The sequence below is a fragment of the Viridibacillus arvi genome, from assembly GCF_001274945.1.
GTDB lineage: Bacteria > Bacillota > Bacilli > Bacillales_A > Planococcaceae > Viridibacillus > Viridibacillus arvi.
Genome location: NZ_LILB01000005.1, coordinates 1,214,423 through 1,236,130 on the forward strand (window position 1 = coordinate 1,214,423; position 21,708 = coordinate 1,236,130).

17 protein-coding genes and 1 other annotated feature are annotated in these 21,708 nt (G+C 35.4%); of the genes, 3 read left to right on the forward strand and 14 right to left on the reverse strand.

Annotation, left to right across the window (positions count from 1 at the left end):
• Positions 1–34 precede the first annotated feature (34 nt).
• The gene (pruA, locus tag AMD00_RS15105; RefSeq protein ID WP_053417827.1) at positions 35–1,582 is read left to right on the forward strand and encodes an L-glutamate gamma-semialdehyde dehydrogenase; all 1,548 of its coding nucleotides are present in this window, start codon (positions 35–37) and stop codon (positions 1,580–1,582) included.
• 331 nt (positions 1,583–1,913) lie between these two features.
• Here the strand turns inward: pruA and AMD00_RS15110 are convergent, their stop codons facing one another.
• The gene (locus AMD00_RS15110; protein ID WP_245639534.1) at positions 1,914–2,501 is read right to left on the reverse strand and encodes a restriction endonuclease; all 588 of its coding nucleotides are present in this window, start codon (positions 2,499–2,501) and stop codon (positions 1,914–1,916) included.
• Positions 2,502–2,728: 227 nt separating this feature from the next.
• Positions 2,729–2,980 (forward strand) — a binding site (T-box leader).
• 68 nt (positions 2,981–3,048) lie between these two features.
• Here AMD00_RS15110 and brnQ point away from each other — a divergent pair.
• A complete protein-coding gene (gene brnQ / locus AMD00_RS15115) occupies positions 3,049–4,374 on the forward strand; it encodes a branched-chain amino acid transport system II carrier protein (protein ID WP_053417829.1) in 1,326 nt (441 codons plus the stop codon).
• A gap of 264 nt (positions 4,375–4,638) precedes the next feature.
• Here brnQ and AMD00_RS24315 read toward each other — a convergent pair whose 3' ends face one another.
• From AMD00_RS24315 to AMD00_RS15165, 11 genes are all read right to left on the reverse strand, one after another.
• Positions 4,639–5,613, reverse strand: coding sequence for a nuclease-related domain-containing protein (locus AMD00_RS24315; RefSeq protein WP_083446247.1), 975 nt, complete (start codon positions 5,611–5,613; stop codon positions 4,639–4,641).
• A 282-nt stretch (positions 5,614–5,895) separates the two neighbouring features.
• Positions 5,896–6,039 (reverse strand): hypothetical protein, encoded by a 144-nt coding sequence (locus tag AMD00_RS23290; protein ID WP_157059261.1) that lies wholly within the window; start codon positions 6,037–6,039, stop codon positions 5,896–5,898.
• A gap of 276 nt (positions 6,040–6,315) precedes the next feature.
• Positions 6,316–7,011, reverse strand: a complete 696-nt coding sequence (locus AMD00_RS15125) for a YqjF family protein (RefSeq protein ID WP_053417831.1) — start codon at positions 7,009–7,011, stop codon at positions 6,316–6,318.
• Between the two features lie 141 nt (positions 7,012–7,152).
• Entirely contained in the window at positions 7,153–7,998 is an 846-nt protein-coding gene (locus tag AMD00_RS15130; RefSeq protein ID WP_053417832.1) for a ComEC/Rec2 family competence protein, read from the reverse strand.
• A gap of 133 nt (positions 7,999–8,131) precedes the next feature.
• Positions 8,132–9,592 (reverse strand): 4-hydroxyphenylacetate 3-monooxygenase, oxygenase component, encoded by a 1,461-nt coding sequence (hpaB, locus tag AMD00_RS15135; RefSeq protein WP_053417833.1) that lies wholly within the window; start codon positions 9,590–9,592, stop codon positions 8,132–8,134.
• 222 nt (positions 9,593–9,814) lie between these two features.
• Entirely contained in the window at positions 9,815–10,609 is a 795-nt protein-coding gene (locus AMD00_RS15140) for a right-handed parallel beta-helix repeat-containing protein (RefSeq protein ID WP_157059262.1), read from the reverse strand.
• Between the two features lie 294 nt (positions 10,610–10,903).
• On the reverse strand, positions 10,904–11,191 hold the full coding sequence (locus AMD00_RS15145) for a hypothetical protein (RefSeq protein ID WP_053417835.1): 288 nt from the start codon (positions 11,189–11,191) through the stop codon (positions 10,904–10,906).
• A gap of 192 nt (positions 11,192–11,383) precedes the next feature.
• The gene (locus AMD00_RS15150; RefSeq protein WP_053417836.1) at positions 11,384–13,816 is read right to left on the reverse strand and encodes a hypothetical protein; all 2,433 of its coding nucleotides are present in this window, start codon (positions 13,814–13,816) and stop codon (positions 11,384–11,386) included.
• 271 nt (positions 13,817–14,087) lie between these two features.
• Positions 14,088–15,890, reverse strand: coding sequence for an ABC transporter substrate-binding protein (locus AMD00_RS15155; RefSeq protein WP_053417837.1), 1,803 nt, complete (start codon positions 15,888–15,890; stop codon positions 14,088–14,090).
• A 26-nt stretch (positions 15,891–15,916) separates the two neighbouring features.
• The gene (locus tag AMD00_RS15160) at positions 15,917–17,407 is read right to left on the reverse strand and encodes an ABC transporter permease (protein WP_053417838.1); all 1,491 of its coding nucleotides are present in this window, start codon (positions 17,405–17,407) and stop codon (positions 15,917–15,919) included.
• A gap of 13 nt (positions 17,408–17,420) precedes the next feature.
• Complete coding sequence (locus AMD00_RS15165) at positions 17,421–18,659, reverse strand: ABC transporter permease (protein WP_245639535.1); 1,239 nt, start codon at positions 18,657–18,659, stop codon at positions 17,421–17,423.
• Between the two features lie 307 nt (positions 18,660–18,966).
• Between AMD00_RS15165 and AMD00_RS15170 the strand changes: the two genes are divergently transcribed.
• Complete coding sequence (locus AMD00_RS15170; protein WP_053417840.1) at positions 18,967–20,694, forward strand: ABC transporter ATP-binding protein; 1,728 nt, start codon at positions 18,967–18,969, stop codon at positions 20,692–20,694.
• Between the two features lie 393 nt (positions 20,695–21,087).
• Here the strand turns inward: AMD00_RS15170 and AMD00_RS15175 are convergent, their stop codons facing one another.
• Together AMD00_RS15175 and AMD00_RS15180 are read right to left on the reverse strand one after the other, a co-directional pair.
• On the reverse strand, positions 21,088–21,288 hold the full coding sequence (locus AMD00_RS15175) for a hypothetical protein (RefSeq protein WP_053417841.1): 201 nt from the start codon (positions 21,286–21,288) through the stop codon (positions 21,088–21,090).
• A 79-nt stretch (positions 21,289–21,367) separates the two neighbouring features.
• Positions 21,368–21,598: a hypothetical protein gene (locus AMD00_RS15180; RefSeq protein WP_053417842.1), complete on the reverse strand. Its 231-nt coding sequence runs from the start codon at positions 21,596–21,598 to the stop codon at positions 21,368–21,370.
• Between the last annotated feature and the right edge of the window lie 110 nt (positions 21,599–21,708).

Below are 21,708 nucleotides of genomic sequence, written 5' to 3' on the forward strand. Positions count from 1 at the left end.
CATTTTGCACTTTACAACTTAGGGGGAGAAAAAAATAATGATTCCATACAAACATGAACCATTTACAGATTTCACTTCGAACGAGCATGCAGATGCATATCAAACTGCATTAAAACAAGTTAAAGAGCAATTGGGACAAGAATATCCTTTAATCATAAACGGTGAAAAAGTAACAACTGAGCAAAAAATCTCATCTTACAATCCTGCTAAGAAATCAGAATTAGTTGGTGTTGTATCAAAAGCTGACCAAGAATTAGCTGAAAAAGCAATGCAAGCTGCACATACTGCCTTTGGGGAATGGCAATATACACCGGCTGAAGTAAGAGCTGATATTTTATTTAAAGCAGCTGCAATCATCCGCCGTCGTAAACACGAATTCTCTGCTTGGTTAACATTCGAAGCTGGTAAACCATGGAACGAAGCTGATGCTGATACTGCAGAAGCAATCGATTTCCTTGAGTATTATGGTCGCCAAATGTTAGCGATTAAAGATGGTCAACCAGTTGAAAGTCGCGTTGGCGAATTTAACCGCTATGACTACATTCCTTTAGGTGTTGGTGTCATCATCTCTCCTTGGAACTTCCCATTTGCAATCATGGCTGGTACTACTGTAGCAGCAGTTGTAACTGGTAACACTGTACTTTTAAAACCTGCTTCAACTACACCAGTTGTTGCTTACAAATTCATTGAAGTATTAGAAGAAGCTGGACTTCCAGCAGGTGTTGTTAACTACATTCCAGGTTCAGGCGCTGAAGTTGGCGACTATTTAGTAGATCACAAGCATACTCGTTTCATCAGCTTCACTGGTTCTCGTGATGTTGGTCTTCGTATCAATCAACGTGCTTCTGTTGTAAACGAAGGTCAAATTTGGATTAAACGTGTTATCGCTGAAATGGGCGGTAAAGATACGATTGTAGTAGATAAAGAGGCTGATTTAGAATTAGCTGCTCAATCTATCGTTAAATCTGCATTCGGCTTTAGTGGTCAAAAATGTTCAGCATGTTCACGTGTTGTAATTGTAGATGAAGTTTATGATGAAGTAGTTGCACGTGTAGAGGAATTAACAAAAGCATTACAAGTAGGTAATCCAGAAGATCCTACTAACTATACTGGACCAGTTATTGATGAAGCAGCATTTAATAAAATTACTAGCTACATCGAGATTGGTAAAGAAGAAGGTCGCTTAATCGCTGGCGGTACTGCTGACCAATCAGAAGGCTATTTCGTTCAACCAACAGTATTTGCAGATGTATCTCCTGAAGCACGTATTATGAAAGAAGAAATCTTCGGACCAGTTGTAGCTATTTCTAAAGCTTCTAATTTCGAAGAAGCAATCGCAATTGCTAATGACACTGAATATGGTTTAACTGGAGCTGTCATTTCAAAAAATCGTACTAACATCGAATATGCACGTCAACGCTTCCACGTTGGTAACTTGTACTTCAACCGTGGCTGTACTGGTGCTATCGTAGGATACCAACCATTCGGTGGTTTCAATATGTCAGGTACAGATTCAAAAGCTGGCGGTCCTGATTATTTACAGCTTCATATGCAAGCAAAAACAACTTCAGAAACACTATAATTTTTTTCTACATTATAATAGAAGAAACTAGACTATTTTTACGCTCGACGTGTGATATTTCATGCGTCGGGTTTTTGTTTTATAAAAATTATTACCGATTAGAATTGCACGAAATTTTTGTGAAGCGGAAATATTATTATGATATTTCCGTTGTAATTTGTATTTAAAAATAAAAATAACTTGAGTAATAGTAACATTTGTACTATCGTTCAAGTTATTTTAGAATTATCCATTATTTAGTGTTAAAAATACTGAGATTTCAACATATTATCATTTTAAACTCATAAAAAAATCTAATTTTTTACTAACATATTTTATCGCTTAGATTGGATCAATCAGTCTTGAGCTCCAGTTTCACATTCCTATTTTTCATATCTAAACTCATCTTGATTAGTTCATCTCTTTCAATCATCCGGACATGATTCTTTTTTGCGAGTATTAAGGCTTGTTTTGTATATGTACTATTCGTAATTACCCAAGCGACTGTTGCATTGTACATTTTAATAGCCGGGATTATCTCCTGAACTGCTTTAACACCGACTGTTTGCTTATATCGCTTTGCTTGTACAACAATAACTTGCTGTTCTTTTTTCAATATTAGATCTGCTCCATAGTCTCCAGTTGTAGATGTATAGGACACTTTGTAGCCTTGGCTCTTAAATATTGTACCAACATATTCCTCAAATTGCCTTCCAGTCATCTTATCGATTTCTTGTATCCCAGATTCCTTCATCTTCTTGTTAAACCTAATAGACCTCCAAATCGAGAATATTATAATAACAATAATACATAATCCAACTGCAACAAAAACTCCCGTCAAAGTGTTAGTAGTAAACCAGCCGATTATCGCCGCTATAAGTACTAAGAGTCCTATTAATTCATCAATCATTTTTTGTTCCTTTTTCGTACGATTCCGCAATAAAACCCCTCCCATTAAATCTATTAACAACCCATTCTAATATAACTATTATACCTTAAAATGTAATTTTATTATATTTAATAGTTACTTTTTGACTACCGATTATTCTACTAGCTTATAAATTAGATACATTTATGTGTAATAGTACCTCAACTAATCTCTGAAATATCTAATTCTTCATTTTATATTGACAATTTTTTTTCAAGCTGATAAGCTATAAAACATATCCAAATTCGATGAAGAGAATAAGTACGAATGGATACTTAATCTATAGAGAGTCGACGCTTGCTGAAAGTCGATGTTTAAGTCCTTTTCTGAAATCATCTCCGAGAAGCAAAATTGAACCTGATGTAAATTTTGCCGGCAAATCCTCCGTTACCTTGGGATCACGTATGATAGTACGGTGGCTGAGTGCTGGATTTTTTGTGAACACAAAATTCCAGAATTAGGGTGGTATCGCGAGTAATCTCGTCCCTTTTATAGGGGCGAGTTTTTTTTGTGCCTATTTTCACTGAATATGGATTACTATTTTGAAGGAGTGAATGAAATGAAAAAATCAACAACTTTATTTATTGGATTAATGTTATTCTCAATGTTCTTCGGAGCTGGTAATCTTATTTTCCCACCGTTTTTAGGCGCTAATGCAGGAACAAACTTTCCACTCGCAATTACTGGTTTTATCGTAACTGCTGTCGGTCTTCCTCTACTCGTATTAACAGCTCTATCTTTTGTTCAAGGAGGAGTACGTTCACTAGCAAGTCGCGTTCATCCTATTTTCGGAATCGTATTTACTATCATCGTATATTTATCAATCGGACCATTTCTTGCTATCCCACGTAATGCAACACTTGCATACGAAATGGGGTTAAAGCCTTTTATTTCTGATTCACCTTTTGCTCTAATCGGTTTTACGGCATTATTTTTCCTTTTAGTATTTTTAGTTAGCTTAAATCAAAGTAAAATGATGGATCTTATGGGCAAGATCATTACACCACTTCTATTACTTAGCATGGTAATTTTAGTTGTAGTAGGTTTTGTTCGTTTACAAAATGGCGCATTAGCCCCTGCAACAACAGAGTATGCTCAATATCCTTTCCTAAAAGGTTTTTTAGAAGGATATAACACAATGGATGCGCTAGCTGCACTTGCATTCGGTATTGTTATACTGACAACGCTAAAGCAACAAGGAGCTACTGAAGGTAAAATGCTTCGAAGAGAAATGCTGAAAGCGGGTCTTTTAGCAGGATCTTTACTTGCTGTTGTATATTGCTCACTAGGCTATATTGGTGTGAAAATGGCAGGAACAAGTACATTTGAAAACGGTAGTGACATTCTATCTTCTGCTTCGTATTTATTGTTCGGACAATGGGGCAACTTATTATTAGGTATTATTTTCGTTCTCGCTTGCTTTACTACGTGTGTTGGATTGGTGTCTGCTTGTTCAAACTATTTCAATTCATTAGTTCCTAAATTTAGTTATAAGAAAATCTCTTTATTCTTTTCATTGATTGGTTTCGGGTTAGCAAACTTCGGACTTAGTACAATTTTATTGGTAAGCGTTCCTTTTTTAGTTGCTGCTTACTCATTAACAATTGTCTTGATCGTAATTTCTCTTTTCCATCCGTTATTCAAAGGATCTTCGTATGTTTATGTTTCAGCAATGACACTTACTGGAATCGTTGCATTATATGACGGACTAAAAGCATTTGGCTTCACGTTTGGTGTAGTAGATAAATATATGAGCTATCTTCCATTTGCTGATCTTGGATTGGGATGGATTATTCCTGCAATTGTCGGGACTGCTATTGGTTTTTGTATTTATCTTATTAAAGGCGATTCTTCGGTGATTGTTTCGAAGCCTGTTGAGAAGTGATTTTTTATAGTAGGGACTACCCGCAGTTAGTTGGGTAGTCTTTTTATTTGTAGAATAAATGGACTTTGGATAATTGATTATTGCGCTAACTTTGGGGATTGTTGCGCTAACTCAGATGTTTGTTGCGCTATGTGCGCTGTTTGTTGCACTAACTAAGTAGTTTGTTGCACTAACTCGGCCGTTTGTTATTTAGCAGAATATTCACGTCCTTACACTCAGTGCTTTTATTGATTTTGAGCATAAAAAAACCAGCTTTTGCTGGTTTTATTTTTTGAATAACGGTTGATTATAATCATAGTGATACACACGAGATTTTGTGTTTCCTATCGGAGTTAAATTCATCTTTTTGAAGAGTCTTGATATTGTAAATTTATCTTCTATTTGTAGAAAGCCTCTGCACACTTTGTTTGTAATGGTAGGTTTAAATAGTTGAAACCAATCGAGCATAGTTTGCTCGAGGATGATTTGCTTCGGTGCTTTACAATTTGAGCAACATTGGCTTCTTCTAGATGAATACTCTATCGATGCACCACATGTGCAAATCATACCTGGGATTAGATTTTCGGGTTGTAGGTTGTATTTTTGACATAAGGGGAAGGGATTATAGGGCTTGATTTGTGACTTTAGTTGATTGCAAAGTAAATGGAATTCTTCAACGTTGAGTTTGTGTGGGAGAGAATTAAGCTGTTCTAGAAAGATGGAGATTTCTTTATTGAACAGTAATTGCACTTTCTTGGGGCGTTTTTTTATAAATGTGTTGGTGTTTGGCATGACAATTTTATAGTATATCGGGATTTCATATTTGTTATTTTGGAGCCAATATTTCAGGCTACTTACTGCACGGATAATTTGAGTTTGGGGACACTCGTATATTCGCTTTTCACCATTTACTATTTGGACTAGTTGATAAGGATTTTCGTGGAATCGTAATACTCCTCGCATATTTTTCACTTCAAACAAGCAAATGTAGCTAGGAGTGATAATGAGAGAGTCTATTTGAACAAAGCGAAATTTTGAAACTTGTAATTCAACATTAGGAATATAGAAATATGGCAGTTTGAAATGAGTTTCTTGGACGAAATGGTCGACGCGCAATTCACCTTTATAGCCTGCTAAAATCCGCTCGGTGTCTTGCCGTATACTGTTGATGGTTTGATGATGCGTGTTCGGGACTCGATAAAGGAGCCGATTGAGTGCTTGAATTTGTAGCGGAACGGGTCTTGTAATAATGATGAAGATTCACTCCCTCTCAACTATAGTTAGATAGAATCTATCATAATATGGAAAATATTTCAATAGAGGATTAGGTTGAGTTGTGGATTGTTGCGCTATTTCGGTTGTTTGTTGTGTTAAGTGTGTTGTTTGTTGTGCTAACTCGGCCGTTTGTTGCACTAACTCATCTGTTTGTTGCGCTATCTCACTTCATTGTTATTTAGCAGAATATTCACGTCCTATTTTGTTCCTTTTTCCGTTTTTAGGTACCTCGAGGTTGAGAGAATCTCTATTTTGATCATATTTTGGCTATTCACCGATATTAGCTATTATTTCAGGATTAGATAGCAGCAGATTTTGATTGTCTTTCAAATTTGAGGATTGTTGCGCTAATACGACTGTTTGTTGTGCTAAGTGCGTTGTTTGTTGCGCTAACTCGGCCGTTTGTTGCACTAACTCATCTGTTTGTTGCGCTATCTTAGTTATTTAGCAGAATATTCACGTCCTATTTGGCTCCCTTTTCTCCGTTTTTAGGTACCTCGAGGTTGAGAGAATCTCTATTTTGATCATATTTTGGCTATCCACCAATATTAGCTATTATTTCAGGATTAGATGACAGCAGATTTTGATTGCCTCTCGAAATTAGGGATTTGTTGCTTTATCTCAATCGTTTGTTGCTCTAACTCACGTCCTTAGAGGCTTCCTTCTCCCCTAAAGACATCAATGATTTTACGTTTCTTTAACTGGAGGGTAAAGGTGGACTTTTTTCATTTTGGAGTAGTGAGCGATTGGGTAGTTTTCTTTGTCATTATAGTTTAAATAAGAAGCGATTGAATTTTCATGGATGGTATATGCGGTATTTTGCAGCTTCCATGGTGTGTGTGAGTTGTCTACTCTAAGTAAATGGTCGTCTATTTTTGTCCAGCAATGATAACGTTCGCTTAGCCAGCACTCGAGTTGACTACGTTCAATGGGTCCAGAGATTGGTTCATATGAAGCTATTAGTGTTTCGTAATTTGTTTCTATTTGTTTGCTTCTACTATAAAAAGTAATAGCATTTTCGTACTTTTTCAAAGTAATATTGGCATGTCTGAAAGGCATAAAGTTTTTATAATTCACTAGTTTTGTGATTAGTTGATTATTGGCATCTATGCTTAAGAAATATACGCCTGCCTTTTCTTTATAAGTAACGTATGTGCGGACATTTAATTCTAAAAATGAACTGATGCCAGGCATTGCTGGTATAAATCTTGGGCGATTTTCTTTTACTTGAAAAAACACTAAACTGATCCATGCTTTATTGTCAAAGAGCTCGAGTTCGAGTTCTGATGGGATGTATTGACGTATATCTTCAGCAGAAACCGGCCAATGTAGAAATAATATATCGTGCCATTCCTGCGTTATGATCCAAGGTCTGTTATTCATTTCATAACTCCTTTCAATGACTTCACAATGTTTATTATTCCCTTTGATGAATATATTCAAACGATTAAAAAATAAACCCTAAACTCCAAAAAGGTTAGGGTTTCAATACATCTAACATACAGACCAAGTTTTAAACTGTAGTTATTGTTGCATACTAATCGAAGTACCATCACTTTTAACATATACAGTTCCGTCTCTTGTGACAAAAACTTTTGTTCCTAATTTCTCCAAGGCACTGACTGTTTTTGCTCTTTTCCTTGCACTCGTTATGACAGCGAATTTTGGTTTCACCATGCTATAAAATTCCAATGTATTATCTTCAAACTTCCCATGATGTGGTACTTTTAAAAATGTATGTTCAACTACGCTATGCTTCATTATTTCATCCATGCGCTCTTCTTCTGCATCTGCTGTTAGTAAAAAGCTGTTGCTTCCATGTTGAACGCTTACTATAAGTGAATAATCATTTTCTATTTTGTATTTACTTTTTTGAGGTGGGTATACTGTGAATTCTGCGGTACCTGCAGTAAAGGAGTACGTAGCCGTTAAAGCCATGGGCGCGATGTGATTTGCTGCAATGGCATTTTTGTACTCTAGATACTGTATACTGCTACGCTTATAATTAGGCGTAATAATTTCTTGGACGTCTACACTATTGATGATTGTATCTGCTCCACCAACATGATCTTTATCAAAATGAGTCAAGATCAGGTAGTCAATCTTTTCTATATTATGCTCTTCTAAATAATTGACAATTTTTTTGCCATGCTTGTCCTCTCCAGTATCAATCAATATCGTTTTGCCACCGGACATTAAAAGCATGCTGTCAGCTTTGCCAATTTGAAAAATCGTCATATCTAATAATGTTGTCTCACTACTTGCAGCAGTTTTTGTTTGGTAAGAGGAGCAACTTATTAAAGTCAGAATGATGAGCATAACTATGTACTGGAACATCAATCTTTTGCCTTTGGACAAATGCTGATTCATACAACCACTCCCCTTTTTTCTGCGAATTAATGTACGTGTAGTATCCTCTAAATGAGTTGAATTATGACGTAAAAAAATCCCCTTATCTAATGATGAGGAGATTTTCGCTATTGCTATTGGGACTATTAGTACATTAAAGTTTTTTTAGCGAATTGGTATTAAAATTCAGTACATCCTTCACTCTTTGCACGTATGGCTCTTTATCATACGTAAAATAAAGCTGACTAGAGAGCCTTACGGGATCACCAAAGAACAGTCTCTCATACAATGTTTGACGTGTGCCGAAAGAGCTCATAGTCATATCCCAAGCTAGACGGAATATTTTCACTCGATCTTCTGCTGTGTCGGCTTTCGATTGCAAATATTGATCTAGGTCTTTTCTTATACTTGATTGGAATGAATTTTCAGTTGGGATTGACATTAACCCACTTGCTCCCAAGATTTGAATGATTTCAGCAAATCTCGGATAGACCTTAGGAAATACATTTATAGATATTTGTAACGTTGTACGATCTGGTCTCATAACGCCTGATTCATCCAACTTGGCTTCTGCTTCTGATTTCATGACCAGTGCTTTCATTGTTTCTAACGCAACAATAATTTCAGTAGCCTTTTCTTGAACATGTAAGTATTCACCGATATTAATCGTATTGATAATTGACTGTACTACGCCCAAAACAAATTCAGTTTTTACAATTTGTCTACAAGCTACTTGATGCAACGCAAAAGGTTGAAAAGAACTTGCCATCATAAAATTATTAGCTACACCTAAATTGTTATAATAAAAAACGCGCTCCCAAGGAACTAATACATTATCAAATACTACAATCGTATCCATTTCATCATAACGAGAGCTTAATGGGTAATTAAATGTTGAATCTCCCCCAACAAAAGACTCTCTACATAGGAATTTCAACCCTTCAGTGTTACTTGGTATCGAAAAGGCAAATCCCTTTTCCTCCTCCAACATTCCTGCAGCTGACATCACTAATAATTCGTCAGTTATGCCACCCTGAGTTGCGAGTAACCGTGCACCTTTTACAATAATACCTTCATCGTTACTGTCTATTACTCTTGCAGCAATAGGCTCTTTTGTAGTCTCCACATAATATTGCCCTCTATTAACCTGGGGATCCACAAATGTGTGTGTCATCGATATATCATTCTCTCGTGCATACTCATAGAACGCTCGTAAATTTTCAGGAAAGCAGTTTTCTTTCCCTTCTAAAAATTGAGCAGACGATGCAAACGCCATTAACGATGTATTCATATAATCTGGACTTCTGCCCATCATTCCATTATTTGATTTCGCCCATTGCTGAATCATTTCTCTTCTTTTAGCTAAATCCGCTTTCGTTTTAGGTTGTAGATAAGACAGACCTACTGGATTTCCAGTAGATGGTGATGGATATGTGAGGATACTTTTTAATGAATTATCATGCTGCATCTCATATAATGCCGCCTGACTTTTCATGATTCCATTGAAAGCAGGGTGCTCGGAAATATTACCTGTCACTTGCTTACCATCAACCCAAACATTCGTTTTCAACTTGTTAATTCGGTCAATATATTGTTTGCCGGTTATTGCTGTCATACGCACACTCCTAAATTATACTCACTAAAGGTGAAATAGCTGTATGATTCAACTATTTCTTTAGTCATATTTTATGAGTATGACCTAACTATTGTTACTGTCCGATTAAGGCACTCCAAATTGCATTAGATTTAATAAGAAAGAAAATCAATCAAAGGGAAATCATTCACAACAAAAAAGTCCCCTCAACCAAAGTTAAGGGGATCTGTTCAAATTAGTGCTTTATTTTGTTTTTTTCCAATGATATTGTTGTCCAACACGCTTCACTTCATAACCTTTTAATCCGTTTACCTTATAATCGCCAAGGTAAAGCATTTTATCATCAGTGTAAAGTGCTACTTCTTCATCCAGTTTGTTTTCTCCAGAGAAATTAGCGATGATTGTCGCTTCCTCTTTTTGTGCTATTAAGCCAATACCTGCCCAAACATTAGCATCTGTGTGTACGTCTTTGAAGTTGACAGTGATGTCGCCTACTCCATTATGATTCACATAAATACCAGCTTTTTTACTACCTGTTACTGTTACGTTATCAAGTGTTGCATTGTCACCGTAAATTTCAACTAGGTTGTCATCATGAGTTCCTGTAATTGTGATGTTTATTAACGTGACATCTTTTTCTTGGATGAATACGCCATCAGCTGTGTTGTTTCCTTCTGGTGATACTGTATGAACAGCTAGAGTTTTTCCTGCTCCGTCAATTGTCACGCCAACTTTTGGTGCTACTGGTGTTGTTGACGTAATGTTTGCTGTAAGTTTATTTGTTTTTACTTTTTCATTTGCTAATGCTTTTGAAAGTTCATCTGCATTTGATACAAGCGCTTTTGTTTCATAGATCCATTTATCTTGTGAAGCAATCTCTGTCTGTACAAAGTTTTCTAAACCTTTCACTTCATAAGTTCCTGCATATTTAGTACCTTTTTCTGAATAAACCGCTACATCTTCACCGAAAGTATTATTGCCTGAGAAGTTAGCAATAACTTTAGAATCTGCTTTTTCATGATACTTTTTTGTCATCATAATTTATTACGAATGAAAAACAGACACATTTACCAATGACTATATAGCTCTCAAATACTGTATAATCAACTTTTATATACCACTTTCCATCTTCGATAAACATTCATTTTAAAAGCAAAAAACCCCCTAATAGAGCATGCGGGGGTTTACTTTTTAATAATTTTATTGTTTTTACATTCTTTTTCACTAATTACATAGTATTAGGATTCTTCCAGTCATTTTATGTATTAGTAATCGCACAATTTTAATAATGGAAACTTATTATTTTCCACCTACTTAGATTGCATGGTTGTGCTACTTTTCGTTTTTTCTTCGTCTTGTAATAAAATGATGGTGGGTTTTAAATCCTTTCCATTCTTTCATATGCATATGTAAGTCTTTTCGTTGAAGTCTCGTTTCAGTTGTTTTCATATCAAAAGTAGAATTGGTCTTCATAGTGTCATCAACAATAAATATTACCGGGAATTGAAATAATTTGCGAACTAAATATATCATTCTCTGCTCATTTCGATCTGCCTCAATTATATGCACTGTTATTTCACTAAAATCGATTATTTCTTCCCCTTGATAATAGTACTTCACTTCTCCCATCTCCTTTTAGAAATTTTATCCCCTCTCTTAATTTATCATAAATAGGAAAAATTAACCATTAATTATGTGTAATATTTTTAAATTCACCTTTTTCAGTAGGCATAATGATGCTATTTTTAAACTTCTTGAAAACAAAGCCCCCCAAACCTAAGTGTTTGAAGGGCTTTGTGAGTAATCGATTATTTATAATCCATTGAACTTTACATTGAATTCTTTTTCTAAATCTGATTGTTTAGCGTAACCTGCTCCTGCAGGACGTTTTTCTAGAACGTATTTTGCAATTTCTCTACTTTTCACAACATCTATTCTACTTAATTTATCTTTTAAAGTATCCATTTCATAAAGTGCCGAAAGCATCCCTTCAATATCTGTTACACTATTAGCTCTCTCAAAAGGAGTAGCTAGATCTAGAACATTTAAAGTAGCTGTCGCAGGTACGATGAGACTATCTGAAGAAGTTGCTTCGATATTCACTCTATCTGCAAGATTTGATCTAAGCGTAAATGTAATACTTCCGTTGTTCCCCATTGTTACTACTTGACTGTTATCTATACTTCCAGGCGTAATTACTTTATTTATACCGTTTGATAACATCACCGTAGCGAATGTTGTACTAAATTCAAACGTAACTGTACTGCCGACTTTTGGTGCATATGGTAGGCCGTTCTGATCTACAGTTTGATAGTTTAGTGTCACTGGCATTTCTGCTGAAATTGAAGTTACATCCTCACCATTTGAATTGACGAATTTCATACTAGCTATGCTTACGATTGCTTCGTTAAAGTAAGTAAGTGGTGCTGTTTGTTGCAAATCGCCTTCATCTAGTTGACCAGTTCCCGCATTAGCAGCATTATCGATAAATACTGTTGGAATGATATAAGAATCTACTTTTCGATTAATAACTGTAAATGCTACAGTACCTTTTTTATCCGTTACTAATGTGTAATTACCGTATCTATCTGGCGTTATTAATTTATTATCTTGGAAGATATACGCTGTTTCTGTGTCACCTTTTAACGCTACTTTAACAAGAATTTTAGCGGGTGCTTTATTGCCCGCTAAGTCTGTTACCGTTGCTACATATTGACGACCACCGAAGTTCGCTGCATATGTATTACCTACTACGACATTTTTTGCAGTCGAAACGTTTGAAGCATTCTCTGTTCCTAGCGCTTCAACATTTAAGATCATCGAATGCTTAATATCAAACTTAACTGTTGATCCCTTCGCTTGTAGTTCTGTCGTATCTAATCTTTCTAACGAATCATTACTATTCGCAAATACTATCGGTGTTATAGATGTACTAGCACCCGTAATTGTAAAAGTTCCTTCACCTTTAGCATTAACATACACTTTTGCTCCTGCTTGAGTCGTTGCAGTTTGATACGGTGTTGTTTTATTACTCTCTACAATCTGTGCTTTGCGATTAATCTTATCTGATGTGACATTCAAGTTTTCAGCAAATGTAACATTGACGTATTTACCTTTTGTATCACTTGATGCATCTATTGGATTAACGTTTACTTTATATACTTTTTTAGAATTGTTGGCTACTGTAGATTCCTTTGTCACATCCGTAATTCTTAGGCGTTCTGAGTCACCCCAATAGACTTTTGTTTCAGATGATTTCACGCCAGAATTTACCGATGAATATGCATAGACAGAATCTTGAGTGAAAGCATGCTGTATGTAACTATATTTGGCAATACCATTTTCGTCTGTTAGAACTTCGACAGTTGTTTTCTTACTTGTATCCGTAGCATTACCTATTGTAAATGTTACTGGAATATAAGATTTTGGCTGACCATTCTCTACTTCTACTTGCGCCTCAACCGTTACTTGAGAACCTAAAATTCCTTGAAGGGAAGCATTTTTTAATGAGACCTTTGTTGGCATCACAGCAGAGACTCCTAAAAATTCTGGTTGTTTAACGCCATCAAGTGCTACTGTATACTTTCTGCCACCTTGTTGTGGAGAAGTTTTTAATACCACCACTTTGTCATCCGTTGCTTTAATCGAAGCATTCGTCACTGTTAAACCGTCGATGATAAAACGTCCAGCATTAATTTCGTTAACCTTTTGTGCATTCTCAAATGTGACTTCAATTGTTGTGTTATTGATTACTTTCACTTCATTAACTGTAGTTGAAACAACAAATCCGTTTTTATATAGTTTTTTAGTTCCCTGATAAAGCACTACACCATTTGCCACAGTACCTTTTACATACAGTTTTCCAGAAGCGCTTTCAATACCTGTAAATTCTTTACCGTTTTGATACAATTTCTTTCCGAATAATCCATTCCCTATTTTCCCTGCATTGTAATAGACTTTTTTATAGAGACCTGTTCCTTTTATACCAGCTTTGTAATACGTTTTTTTATAAAGTCCTGTAAATTTTTTACCGTCTTTGTATAATACACTTTTGAAAGATTTATAGCCTTTAACAGCTTTACCTGTGTTTACTGAAACTAATTTACCTTTTGTAATTGTGACAGTTTCAGATTTAGCGAACGCAGTATTTGTAGCTTCCGTTACTGCAAATGATCCTGTTAAGATCGCGGCTCCGATTGCAAAAGAAGTTACAGGCTTAACAAATTTTAATCTAAATTTCCCCATTTCAAAATCCTCCTTAATAGATATCACACTCTACTTTCCATTAAGAATAGTATATCAAAATACCCAATAATAGTATAATAAAGGTATTTTTTAAAATTCATGGGTCTTACAATTAGAATTGATGTTGGATTGCATAAAAGTAATATAAATATGATGTAGATTTCACCTTCTAAGCACCTTACTGTTATGCACCTCAATATACTATTAAAGACAAATTAAAAATCCCCTAACCAAAAAGATTAGGGGATTTTAAATTTGTTATGTGAAATCGTTACTTTTCACTTTGGTATTCTTTTAATAATTCTTTTGCTTTGTTGTTATCTGCTTCTAGTTTTAAACCAGTTTCTACAAGAGGGCTTAACGTTGAAACAGCGTTCATTTTGTTACCTTGGTAGAAGTTTTTAATTTCTTCCTGATTGATTGAATACAAGATTGATTGGCGTAATGCTACACTCTTAGACACATCACGGTCTTTCATATTAAAGGCAAGATATGCAACACCATTACTCTTATTTTGTTGCAATGTAAGCTTGTCGTCTTTCTTCACGATATCGTATTTACTTTCTGGAACGCCATTTAAAATATGAATTTCACCGTTACGTAATGCAGATAATGCACTTTCAGGATCTTGAATAAATTTCACTGTTATTGCTGAAATTTTCGGTTCATATTCTGTGCCTTTCATGTAAGCAGGATTTTTCACAAACTTCGCTTCGTAATCATTTTTAGAAACTAGGATGTAAGGTCCACTTGCATAAAGTGCATTATTGTAATCTTTGCCTTCAGTGATTGTTTTTTGATCACCATACGCGATATCTTTGTTGACGTCGTATTTAGCTACATCATATGTGTTAATGCTTTCAACTTGTTTTTTAGAAACGATACCAGCAGATTGGTGTGCTAAATAATTTAGAACTTGTGGGAATGGCTTTTCAGTCGTTACTTTAACAATCTGATATGCACCAGAGCCATTATTTGCTTTTGTTTTATCTGTTACTAATGTAGAAATCTTTTTATCTAAACCTTTTTCTAGCTGTTCACGAACAGTCGATTGACCATCTGTTGTTTTTACATCTAATTCTTTTAAGTCACTAACGATTGAAATGTCTTTCATGCTTTCATGAAGACTATACGTACGGTGATCAGGTACAGAATTTTTGTCTTTTGCACGATCAAGTGAGAATTTTACATCCTCTGCTCCTACACGCTCACCTGAGTCAGCTGCTTTTTTGTCTTTAACTGATGCAAAATGAATGTCATCACGTAATAAGAAGTAATAATCTTTACTACCATCTGCAATCGCGTGATTTAACGACAATGAGCCGTCTGATACAACTTCATCATCATCCGTTAAATTCACTAAACGCACATACATATTTGTATTTAATGTATTGATAGAACCGTCATTTCCTTTAATCGGATCTAAAGAAGTTAAAGCACTGATTCCTTGTTGAGCAAGTAAAGGTTGTGTTGCGTTTTTAGCCTTATCTTTGAATGAGATTGCTTCCCAAACTGCTGCTCTTGATTTTGGTAAGCGTAAAGTTTTTTCATCGATTACTTGGTTGTTTACGCCTTGCGCTTTATAAGAAGTATATAGTGGAACAATATACGCTTTATCGAACACTACTAACTGCTCTAAATCTTTATACGTTTGAGTATATTCTTCTTTTAATTGTGTACTTGCTTTTTCCACTAATTTATCTGCTTCTTCATCGGCAAATAAAGTATTGTCACCGTCAGATGTAAATAACGAACGAACAGCGTAATCAGGGTTACCTGTTACTGTTGTCCAACCAGTTAAAGCTAAATCATAGTTACCTGCATCTTTTTGCGCAGTGAAACTACCGTAATCAGGTTGGATGTTTAACTTTACATTGAATCCATTTTTCGTAAGTTGGTCACGTAGAATATTTAAATCATCTTCACCAGTGCTCATGCCTAAAATTTCAATAGACGTGTTTTTTGTTTCGGAAGATGGTTTTGATTCATCTTTTTTAACATCGGATTTTGTATTAACGCATCCAGCTAAAACGAGTACTACTGCTGCTAAAAAAAGTACTAATCTCTTTTTCATTTGAATTCCTCCATACATAATATTTATCAATCCAATTTTGGATCTAAAGCATCTCTTAACCCGTCCCCTAAGAAGTTAAAGGAAAGTACTAATAAAATAATGGCTATCCCCGGGAAAATCGCTAAATAAGGGTTGGTTTCAAGATACATGCTTCCTACTTTTAAAATATTGCCCCACTCTGGAATATGTGGTTCCACGCCTAATCCTAAAAAACTTAGACTGCTTGTCGCAATAACTGCTCCCCCAATAGTTAGGGTTGCTTTGACAATCATCGGAGCAAATGAATTGGGTACTACTTGCTTGAAGATGATTTTCCAATCTGCTTCCCCTAATGCCTTTGCAGCCTCTACAAACTCTAAATTGGATACCATCATGACATTTGCACGCATTGTTCTTGCATAAGTAGGAATGGAACCTACACTTAATGCGATGATTAAATTGACTGTATTTGCACCAAATGCGGCAATAATTGCAATCGCAAGTAAGATACCAGGAACCGCATAAAGAACGTCTAAAATACGCATGATGACGTTATCAATTGACTTGTTGTAATACCCAGCAATAGCACCTAGGAATCCACCAATAACTAATGGAATAAGTGTTGATACTACACCAACAATTAATGAAATACGTGCGCCATATATAATGCGTGAAAATACATCTCTTCCGAAGTTATCCGTGCCAAATGGATTAGCTAAACTTGGCTCTAACAACATGGATTCATAATTGTTTTCTACAGCAAACTCATAAACAAATGTGCCATAACTAGCGATTGAAATAGCGAATGTAAAAATTACAAATAGTAAGCCTAGCATCGCTGTGAAATTCTTTGTGATTTTAGACCAAATCTTATTCCACTTTTCAATTGTGGACATATCTCTATTTGTACTTTTTAATAACACGCTATACCCTAAAATACAACCAAATATATTTCCGGAAAACCCTGTAATGATTAAAGCAATACCTAACCATTTAAATGCAGGTTTAATTTGACGATCCGTATCCACCTTGCCGAAGATAACTACAGCTACGACATCAAAGATGATTAATAAAATGAATACAGCCATTGTTAGTAAAAACATGTCTGATACATAGGGTTTAAATAGATTTAACAATGATACTGAAACAATTAACAATTGAGTCAGCAACATATAGTAAGAAATCGTATATTCAATAGAAGCTTTGCGACGCAACATTCGGAAGGCGAAGGTTGTCGTAAAAACGTTCCCCACTAATATAGTTAGTAAGTTTACTGCACTCATTAACCTTGTTCTTTTTTGAATATCCCCCGTATTTAGTAAATCTCTTTTCATACAAAACAAAATAATAGCTTGCCAGCATGCTATTACTAAATAAGCAATTGTCAAAGAGCCCCAAACTTTGTTCCATGTTCCCTCTGTAACGTCAAAGGCATTCACTAGAAAAACAAGTACTAGTGCAATTGAAATAACTAAAACAAAGAGTGCATGTTTATACTCTTGCGATCGTTTTAAAGCAAAATCCTGTTGTGCTGTCATTTCATACACCTCGTTAAGTATTTTTCATTTGCGATCGAATTCTTGGATTTAAGAAAGCATATAGAATATCAACTGCTAAGTTTACGATCGAAATCGTGATAGCAATGTAGACAACTCCCCCTAATATAGAAGGAATATCTGGTACGAATTGTTTATCTACGATATAACTTCCTAAACCGCTAATATTAAATACTTTCTCTGTTACTGCTGCCCCGCCTAGCATGCCACCAAACTGCAATCCGATAATTGTAATAATAGGAATGATTGCATTACGTAAAGCATGGTTGATAAATACTCGACTTGGCTTTAAACCCTTCGCCTTCGCAGTCACAATATACTCTTCGTTCACTACTTCTAAAATGGAGGATCTAGTCATTCGCGCAATAGACGCTGTTAACCCTGTCCCTAATACAATTACAGGCATTATGATTGATAACCAATCACCTGGAGAATACGTAGCTGGTAGTATGTGCCACTTAATAGAGAAGTTCAAAATGAACACAAGTCCTTGCCAAAAGTTAGGGATTGATAAACCTATTAAGGCGATAAACATAAAGCTATAATCCCAAAATGAATTGGTCTTCGCTGCTGATATCATCCCAACTGGAATCGCTATTACAATAGCCATTAATAATGACCAGAACGCAATTGTTAGTGTGACAGGGAATTTGTTTGCAATGCTTGCCATTACATCTTCATTACCTGTATAGGAATAACCTAAATCTAATGTCAGAATCCCTTTTGTCGCATCCCATAACTGTACCCAGTACGATTGATCTAAGCCATACCGATGATCAAACTCCGCACGCTGTTCAGCTGTTGCTGATTCTCCTAAAATATTTGCTGCTGGATCAGCAGGAGAAAAATGCAATATAGAGAATACAAAGATAGTAACCGAAATTATTACAAAAACCGTCATCACTAATCGTTCAAAAATATAGCGAACGAGTGGTCTAGCATAAATCATTAAGAACAAATACATAAGAATACCTGGTATAAAACTGACAATAACAAAGTTTCTATTTTGTAAGCATTTCGCAAAGAAGTGCTGATAGTTGGTGTTGCTTTGATCAGTTGTTTCCAATTCAGCTTGCGCCATTTTCAATACTCTTTCATTTGCAAGCTTAGTCGCTTCCCCCTGCATTTCTTGTTCACTAATGGATTCATTGAAATATAGCTTTTTACTCCGATATTGTTCCTCATACCGATGAATCAGTTCACTATATGTAGAAGATTTCTTTATCTTTTCCATATGTTCATGTAGCATTTGCTGATATTGCGTGCTCTTATATTTTGTTTTATAAATGCACCACATGACGATATGAACTGGTAAACCTAACAAGAATATTATGTACTTATAAAAAAGGAGAGAGCTTAGATTGCTATAAACATTCTCTAAACTGCCTTTTATCCGTCCATTTTTTATTTTCAGAAAAATCACTCCTTTAATCTTGATTATTCCTAGTAATTTAGTATACTATTAGAAACAAAGTATAAATTTTATCGTATTAGAAGTCAACATAATTATTTTAAATTTTCAGTAAGTGAGGAATTATTATATGGATAGTATTTTAAAGGTTGATAACTTACATATTTCATTTGTTTCAAATCACGAAGTTTTTGAAGCGGTTAAAGGAGTTTCTTTTGAATTACATAAAGGAGAAACTTTAGGAATTGTTGGTGAATCTGGTTCCGGAAAAAGTGTTACTGCACGTTCCATTATGCGTTTACTTCCATCTCCACCCGCTTTAATGACTGATGGCTCTATTGAATTCTCAGGAGAAACGATTTCTAATTTTACTGATCACGAAATGGAAGCAGTTCGCGGAAAAGAGATTAGTATGATCTTCCAAGATCCAATGACATCTCTGAATCCAACGATTAAAGTTGGCAAGCAAATCGATGAAATCCTTACAAAACATCAGCGTCTTACTTCTAAAGAAGCAAAAAATAGATCTATTGAAATGCTGCAACTTGTAGGGATTAAAAATGCCGAAGAACGTTACAATCAATATCCACATGAATTTTCTGGGGGGATGCGTCAACGTGCCATGATCGCTATGGCTCTCGCTTGCCAACCTAAACTACTCATTGCTGATGAGCCAACTACTGCGCTAGATGTAACTATACAAGCTCAAATATTGCGCTTAATGAAAAAAATGCAACAGCAATTTGGTACTTCGATTATTTTAATCACGCATGATTTAGGTGTCGTTGCCGGTATGTGTGACCGTGTTGTCGTTATGAAAGAAGGTCAAATTGTTGAGACAAATACGACTGAGGAGCTTTTCGCTTCTCCTCAACATCCATATACAAAGAAATTATTGAACGCTCTACCCCGTATGGATGAAAAGAAAAAACCTAAAGGGAAACTACATTTACCTGCAGATATTAACCCTGATAAACCACTCATAGAAGTACAAGATTTAAATCAGGTGTTTCCACTTGGAAGTGGCCGTACTTTAAAAGCTGTCGATTCTATTAGCTTTTCAATCCAACCTGGCGAAACATTAGGTCTTGTTGGTGAATCCGGTTCAGGAAAATCAACTACTGGGCGATTGCTATTACAACTACAGAAGGCTACGCACGGGGAAATTTTATACAAAGGTATGGCTATTAATCGATTGAACAAGAAGGAAATGAAACAGCTGCGCAAAGAGATTCAAATTATTTTCCAAGACCCTTATGCCTCTTTGAACCCACGCATGAAGGTGTTGGATATTATAGGTCAGTCTTTGGATATTCATCGATTATGTAAAACGAAAGCCGAACGACTTGCACGTGTAGAAGAATTGTTAGAACTAGTTGGCTTACAAAAAGAACATGCGATGCGCTATCCACATGAATTCTCTGGTGGTCAACGTCAAAGAATTGGCATTGCGAGAGCTCTTGCTGTTAATCCAAAATTTATCGTTTGTGATGAGCCACTATCTGCACTCGATGTTTCCATTCAAGCTCAGGTTGTCGATTTGCTTAAGGATTTGCAAGCGAAACTCGGCTTAACGTATTTGTTTATCGCACATGATTTGTCGATGGTGAAGCATATTAGTGACCGTGTCGCAGTGATGAATGCAGGGAAAATTATTGAACTCGCAGACAGTGAAGAACTCTATAGCAACCCAATTCATCCGTATACAAAATCATTATTAGCTGCTGTACCCGTTCCTGACCCTTCTATTGAATCGAAGAAATTAAAAAAAGAAGCGGTAGAAGTACAAAATTATGATTTCAGCCAAAATACTTTGCAAGAAGTGAAGCCTGGTCATTGGGTACTTGCGAGTAGCTAAATAGTGTATAGAATGCGTAGTCACATATAGGTGTGGCTACGTATTTTATTGTGCTTTTTTACTAAAGAGGCAATCAATATTAAAAAAGTGCATCCTCCCATTAGTAGTATTTAAATAATTTTGGAATAATAGTTCAACTATGATTTCCTTCCTATATTAAAAGTTGAATAAAAAGAAATTATGCAAAAACCTTATTCTTATTAGTATATTGAAGTAATAATAGCCTGAAATTATTCATCTTCATCAAATCTGCGTCCGATACCGTCTACTCGCCAAGTACTTCTGCTAATGGAATGTTTTTCATGTTACTCATTTCTCTATACAAAAAAACCTAACCTCTAAGAGATTAGGAATTAATTTGTGCCTATTGTTTAAACTAACATGGTTTCATTATTAATTTGGGTATTTGTTTTGAATGTTATTTTTTACTTCCTCACTATTCGTATCACTATACATTGCCGTACCTTTTCCATCCGTTTTAGCAATCATTGCTTTTATTTCATTATAAGACATGCCAGACTCAGCATTTTTTCTTTTTACCTCATCAATATCTGTTCCAGAAGACGTAAAATTGCCCTCGCCATTATTGTTCATAAAGACACCTCCATTTCGGTATGCCATTATGTTCCCTCAAGCTCAGGTTTTTATAAGTGAAATGTATGGCACACTTAAATCAATTGACCGTTTTTTTACTCTTGTCGACTCTGTGGTATTCAGATATTTGAATTACGCGAACATTACTTGTATGGAGTTCATGATAGATCCCTCTACTATCCGTAAACGTTATATATTGCTCCCTTTCACTTTGAATGAGCTCTTCCGCTTTTTCTTGAGACTCGATATGGATAAACCTTCTAATATAATGCTCTTCATCAAAGAAGTATGTTATTTTGAATTCTTTCATGATTAAAAATCACCTCAAGTTTATTCTTTTGTTAATGGGTTTCGATATTCTTTATGATGTGTAGAATGGCTTTATTGCATCCAAATTTGCTATTAGCTTTAATTGATTTT